Below are 5,821 nucleotides of genomic sequence, written 5' to 3' on the forward strand. Positions count from 1 at the left end.
CGGCGCAGCACCGCGGCGCCACCCCCGCCCCGGCCGCCCCGGCCACCCCGGCTCGTCCGGCCACCACGGCCGGCCTCCGAGTGCCGCCGGACACCGTCCCGCACACCCGGACGTGGATGGCCTGGCCGGACAACAGCACCATCTGGCGCGGCAAGCTCGGCGGCGTCCAGGCGAACATCGCCCTGGTCGCGCGGACCATCGCCAAGTACGAGCCGGTGACCGTGTGCGCCAACCCCGCCAGCGTCGCCAAGGCGCGCTCGATGTGCGGCTCGGCCGTCACCGTCATCGGAGACATCCCGGTCGACGACTGCTGGATGCGCGACACCGGCCCGGTCTTCCGCACCGACGGCGCGGGCGGCCTCGACACCGTCGGCCTCAACTTCAACGGCTGGGGCAACCACCAGAACCCGCACGGCAACGACGCCCTGGTCGCCCAGCGCGTCGCCGCCTACCTCGGCCTGCCGTTCACCGCCGCCGGACTGGTCTCCGAGGGCGGCGCCATCGAGACCGACGGCGCGGGGACACTGATGGCCACCCGCAGCAGCATCATCAACGCCGACCGGAACCCCGGGATGTCCCAGGCCGCGATCGAGAGCGCGATGTGCGCCGCCTACGGTGCCACCGAAGTGATCTGGTTCACCGGCATCGCGGGCCAGGACATCACCGACGACCACGTGGACGCGACCTCGCGCTTCCTCGGTGCCGGCACCGCCGTCGTCCAGCTGCCACTGCCGGGCGACACCGACATCTGGTCCCAGGACGAGCGCCAGCAGTACGCGGTCCTGGGCTCCGCCACCGGAGCCCAGGGCACCCCGATCAGGCTCAGCACCATCCAGGGCCCCGACTACAACCTGATCCGCTCGGCCGACCCCAACTTCGTCGGCTCCTACGCCAACTACTACCTGTGCGACAACGCGGTGATCTCGGCCCAGTTCGGCGACACCCGGGCCGACAGCGCCGCCCGCGCCGCCCTCGCCCGGCTGTTCCCCGGCCGCACCGTCGAACAGCTCAACATCGACTACCTCGGGGCGGGCGGCGGCGGGATCCACTGCGTCACCCAGCAGCAGCCGGCCGCCTGAATCCGACGGGGCCGGGTCCGGTCCGCCGACCGGACCCGGCCCCGAACGGCGGCCGGCCCGGATACCCGTCCGACGACGGACACCCGGACCGGCCCGTCCGGCCGGCCGGCCCACGGAGGGGAGGGTGTGGGTGGCGCAGTGGATGCCTCCACCGCAGGCCGCGATCGCGTCGATCCTCACCGGGGCGGTCTCCCGGCCCGGGCCGTCCTGCTGGAGGGCCTGCTGGGCCCGCTCGTCGGCCCGGGCGTCGCCGGAAGGCCTGGTCGGGCAGGACGACGCCGGGGGCGGCGAACCGGGCCGGGCAGTCGACGCGGGCGTCGGTGATGCCTTGCCGGACGGACGGACGGACGGACGGGGCGACGGGGCGCGGGTTACGGCATCGGCTCGTGCATGGTCGAGCAGTGGATGCCGCCGCCCCCGGTCATCAGCCGGTCGACGTCGAGCTGCACCACCGCGCGGCCGGGGAAGGCCGCGGCCAGCGTCTCCCGCGCGGCCGCGTCCTTGTGGGCGTCGCCGAACTGGGCGGTGATGACGCCGCCGTTGACGAGGTGGAAGTTGAGGTAGGAGTCCACGAACTTGGAGCTGCGGGAGCGGACGGTGTCCGGGCCGTGCACCACCATGACGTGCAGCCGGCGGCCCCGGGCGTCCGTCGCGGCGGACAGGATCGCGAACTGCTCGCGGGCGTCCCGCGCCCACTCGTCGTTGCGGTCGGCCGGCGGCAGTTGCACCATCACCACGCCGGGCCGGATGAACCGGGAGGTGACGTCCACGTGGTCGTCGGTGATGTCCTGGCCCTTGATGCCGGGCAGCCAGATCATCTTGTCCGCGCCGTAGGCCTCCAGGACGGACTCCTCGATCTCCTCCCGGCTCATGCCCCGGTTGCGGTTCTTGTTGACCAGGCTGCTCTCGGTGGCCATCACCGTGCCGTCGCCGTCGGTCTCGATCGCGCCGCCCTCGCCGACGAAGTCCGCGTAGGTGTGGCGCAGGCCGCGGCGGACGGCGATGCGCTCGGCGACCCGGGCGTCGTCGTAGTGGACCTGCTTGTTGCCCCAGCCGTTGAAGTTGAGCACCACGGCGTCCAGGCCGCCGTGGCCGTCCCGGCGGAAGACCGGCGCGGTGTCGCGCATCCACAGGTCGTCGGTGGGGATGGCGGTGATCACCTCGACCGCGGGGCCGCAGCGGTCCCGGGCCTTGTCCGCGGTCCAGTCGTCGGGGGCGCACATGACCACCGGCTCGAACTCGGCGATGGTGCGGGCGATCAGCGCGATGTCCTCCTGGACGCCGCCCAGGCGCAGCCCCCACACGCCCCGGCGGGACGGCCAGGACATCCAGGTCCGCGCGTGCGGGACGTCGTCCGCGGGCACCCAGGGGTAGGCCTCGCCGGTGCGGGCGTCGTGATAGCTGGTCATCGGGGTCTCCAGTTCGTGCGACGGTGCCGGGGAGGGTGCGGGGGCCGCCAGACCACTCTTCGCGCCGCAACGCACCGGCGCACCAGGGGACGGGCCGGCGGCAGCACCCTGCCTGCTCACTCAGGTTCGCACTGACTGAAAAATCAGTCAAACTCATCGGCGTGCCATGACTCCGCGACTGGAAGGCTGTACGGAGCGTGACGAATCGCCCCTGCTGGTCGGGTCCCGGCCCGACCAGGCCGGCTCCGGTCAGGAGCCGAGCCGGACCACCTCACCGTCGATGGCGTCCAGCAGGAGGGTGCGGGCGTGGGCCAGCGGCAGGCTGCCGCTGAGCCAGCGGGTGCTCAGCCCCTCCAGCAGCGCGGTCAGCCGCTCCGCCGCGCCGGCCAGCGCGACCGCCGAGGACATCGGCTGCACACTGCCGAGCAGTTCGGCGATCTCCTGGACCCAGACCCGGGTGGCGCGCGACAGGTCCTCGCGCAGCGTCTCGTCGAACACCGCGCTCGCCCGCAGCTCACCCCAGGCGGTGCTGTTCTCCCGGACCTCGACGGTGTCCTGGAGCTCCAGCAGCAGTGTCTGCTCCAGCTCCTCGCGGGCGGTCAGCGGCGGCGCGTCCGCATCGCGTTCGGTCGTGTAGCGCTCGGCCCGGTCGTTGATGAACTCCAGCGTCTGCCGGAGGATCCCCGTGCGGTCCTTGAAGTGGTAGTAGATCAGCGCGGTGGACACCCCCGCCTCGGCGGCGAGCTCCTCCACCCGCAGCCCACGCACCCCGCGCCGGGCGATCACCCGCGCGGCTGCTTCCATGATCGACGTTTTACGACTGGCCACGATCCACCACCTTACCCGCGCGTCGGGCCAAGATCCCTCCCCGAGCTGAAAGTCTCGTCAGCCGGGACATCCGGCCCGGGGGAGGGGCAGGACGGCTTTCGGACAAGGTGGCCCCGGAGCCGGAATTCTCGGCTCCTCCGCTGAACTTTCACGCCACCACCACCTAGGGTGACTCTCGCTCCGCCGCCGGACGGGCGGGGCGGGCCGGCGGATCCGGCCCCACGGGGGCGTGCGGCCATCCTCAACACCCTTGGAGTACAACGAACATGATGCTACGTCAGTTGTGGAAGCGCGCGACCGCGCTGGTCGTCGGTCGGGGCACCGGAGCCGTCGCGGCGGCGATCGCCTTGGTCGCGGCCGTCGCCCTGGGCGGCACCGTCTCCGGTATGTCCGTGGCGGAGGCCAGGACGACGGGGTGGGGCGCGGGCACGTGGAGCTGCTCCGGGAAGCCCGTCGCCACCGGGAACGTCATCACCGACCACGACAGCGCCGGCTGCGGCGGCTACGGCTCCTGGTACCAGCAGCCGGCGAAGGATGGCATCTGGACCTGTTCCGGCTCCCCGGTGGTGGCCGGCTACGTGATCACCGGGCACATGGTGGCCGGCTGCGACGGAGCCGGGGCCTGGCGCCACAACACCGCCCGTGTGGGCCTGTGGACCTGCCCGGGCTCGCCCGTCCCGCCCGGCTTCCGGTCCACCCTCTACAACGCCGGCGCCTGCGACGGCCTCGGGGGCTGGGTGCTCGCCCGCGCCTGACGTCCCGATGTCCCGGCCTCCTGACGTCCTGACCTCCTGACCGACCCGGCCCCTTTCAGGCGGCCGGGTCGATCGGCCGTTCGCACAGGGCTGTGCGGTACCCGCCGTTCATGCGGGGAGAAGCTCCGTGTCCTGACCCCTTCTAGCCCCCATGTGCCGTTCGACGACGTACAGTTGGCGAGATCGGTCATGTCCACTTCAGGGCACCGACGAGAAGGAGTGCCTTTCTTGACCACTCACCTCATGAGCCGTGCCGGCGTGCGGATGCTCCCGGCGCTGGCCGCGGCGCTGTGCGGGATCATCGGCGGCACCACGCTCGGGACGTCCCCGGCCCAGGCGGCCGACCAGCGCCACCCGATCTACGCCATCGCCCACCGGGTCGACACCCTGGACGGTGTGGACGCGGCCCTCAAGCACGGCGCCAACGGCATCGAGATCGACGTCTGCGCCTGGTGGAACCCGAACGAGTGGCGCGCCTACCACGACTGTTCCTCCGCCGGGGAGAACCGGCTCGGCCCCAGCTTCGACGCCATGATCGACCGCATCCTCTCCAACGCCAACGCGGGCCGCCGCCTGCCGCTGGTCTGGCTGGACATCAAGGACCCGAACTACTGCGGGGAGGAGCCCAACCGCACCTGCAGCGTCGCCGGACTGCACGACAAGGCGCAGCGGCTGACCGCCGCCGGCATCCAGGTCCTCTACGGCTTCTTCGAGTACCACGGCGGCAACACCCCGGACGTCGGCGGCCGCGGCTGGAAGAGCCTGGAGGGCAAGCTCGGCCGGCTGGAGGGCATGACCACCACCGGCACCCGAGACCAGGCCCGTACCGCCTTCAACCGCTCCGGCGCCGGCATCCCCGTCGGCCACCGGGCGATGGACTACGGCGACAGTGACATCACCAAGGGATTCGGCAACTGCACCGAGGCCACCTGGAACACCTGCGCGGAGCTGAAGAAGGGCGCCGCCGACCGGGCCTCGGGCCAGCTCGCCGCCACGCTGTCGTGGACGACCACCTACAACGACCCCTGGTACGTCGACAAGCTCCTCGGCGACGCCCAGGTGGACGGCATCATCGCGGGCTACGGCGCCTTCACCGGCGTGCGGGAGTACGACGACAGCTGGCAGTGCGCCAACGCCGTCAACCTCGTCCGCGACTGGGTGAACCACCACAGCGGCACCCACCGCATGGCCGACAGCGGCGACCGTCTGTTCCGCTAGGCGCCCGGTTGTCCCAGCTCCGCGTGGAGGGGCCGTACAGAGGGGGAGGGCCCGGCCCGGGGTCGCAGCGGTACGGCCCTGGGCCGGGTGTTTGTTCCGAGCCCCGAGTGGGGGTAGTGTTTCCTAGTCGCTCGGCAGGGAGCACCGGACACGCATCGGCGCGGACGGTCCCGGAGCGGCCAATCCCTTGAAACACCACTTCCGGTTCGTGCCGGTCGTTTCGCTTTTCGCGTGGCGGCTCGGTGCTTATTCGGCGTGCGCCCTTTTATCGGATTGCAGCTGGATTCGCTTTTCGGAGCGGGGTTCGGCTAGAGTTTGAAACGTCGGACAGGGCGTCAAGCCCCGAAAGACACCGGCGAGTTGGATGAACGAAGCCCCGGAAACGGAGCGGAAAACATCTGATAAGCTGGAAACACGAAAGAACGAAGCGCCCGGAGGGCCCGCTGGAAGGCGGCTCGAAGGAAGTGTCCGTTCCTTGAGAACTCAACAGCGTGCCAAAAGTCAACGCCAGATATGTTGACATCCCCGGCCT

The 5,821-nt window shown here is 71.4% G+C and carries 5 protein-coding genes and 1 pseudogene; 3 read left to right on the forward strand and 3 right to left on the reverse strand.

Annotated elements, in window-relative coordinates; translation table 11 throughout:
- On the forward strand, positions 1 to 1,079 hold a 1,079-nt coding region (locus BG452_RS28305), incomplete at its 5' end, for an agmatine/peptidylarginine deiminase (protein WP_188307193.1).
- Between the two features lie 129 nt (positions 1,080 to 1,208).
- On the opposite strand, the pseudogene BG452_RS48180 reads toward BG452_RS28305, so the two are convergent.
- The 3 genes and pseudogenes from BG452_RS48180 to BG452_RS28320 all read right to left on the reverse strand — a co-directional run.
- Positions 1,209 to 1,481: pseudogene (locus tag BG452_RS48180) on the reverse strand (agmatine deiminase family protein); the annotation flags it as partial.
- The gene (locus tag BG452_RS28315; RefSeq protein WP_188307194.1) at positions 1,451 to 2,488 is read right to left on the reverse strand and encodes an agmatine/peptidylarginine deiminase; all 1,038 of its coding nucleotides are present in this window, start codon (positions 2,486 to 2,488) and stop codon (positions 1,451 to 1,453) included. The pseudogene BG452_RS48180 and the gene BG452_RS28315, both read right to left, overlap by 31 nt.
- A gap of 249 nt (positions 2,489 to 2,737) precedes the next feature.
- The gene (locus BG452_RS28320; protein WP_223242846.1) at positions 2,738 to 3,292 is read right to left on the reverse strand and encodes a TetR/AcrR family transcriptional regulator; all 555 of its coding nucleotides are present in this window, start codon (positions 3,290 to 3,292) and stop codon (positions 2,738 to 2,740) included.
- Between the two features lie 290 nt (positions 3,293 to 3,582).
- Here BG452_RS28320 and BG452_RS28325 point away from each other — a divergent pair, with 290 nt between their 5' ends.
- Both BG452_RS28325 and BG452_RS28330 read left to right on the forward strand, forming a co-directional pair.
- Positions 3,583 to 4,071, forward strand: coding sequence for a hypothetical protein (locus tag BG452_RS28325; RefSeq protein ID WP_223242847.1), 489 nt, complete (start codon positions 3,583 to 3,585; stop codon positions 4,069 to 4,071).
- A gap of 219 nt (positions 4,072 to 4,290) precedes the next feature.
- Positions 4,291 to 5,289, forward strand: a complete 999-nt coding sequence (locus BG452_RS28330; RefSeq protein ID WP_317621264.1) for a phospholipase — start codon at positions 4,291 to 4,293, stop codon at positions 5,287 to 5,289.
- Positions 5,290 to 5,821 lie beyond the last annotated feature (532 nt).

The organism is Streptomyces sp. CBMA123 (genome assembly GCF_014596465.1).
Taxonomy (GTDB): domain Bacteria; phylum Actinomycetota; class Actinomycetes; order Streptomycetales; family Streptomycetaceae; genus Kitasatospora.

Coding starts and splice junctions, on each gene's coding strand:
- BG452_RS28315 (WP_188307194.1), bottom strand. CDS start 2,488: ATGACCAGCTATCACGACGCCCGCACCGGCGAGGCCTACCCCTGGGTG.
- BG452_RS28320 (WP_223242846.1), bottom strand. CDS start 3,292: ATGGAAGCAGCCGCGCGGGTGATCGCCCGGCGCGGGGTGCGTGGGCTG.
- BG452_RS28325 (WP_223242847.1), top strand. CDS start 3,583: ATGATGCTACGTCAGTTGTGGAAGCGCGCGACCGCGCTGGTCGTCGGT.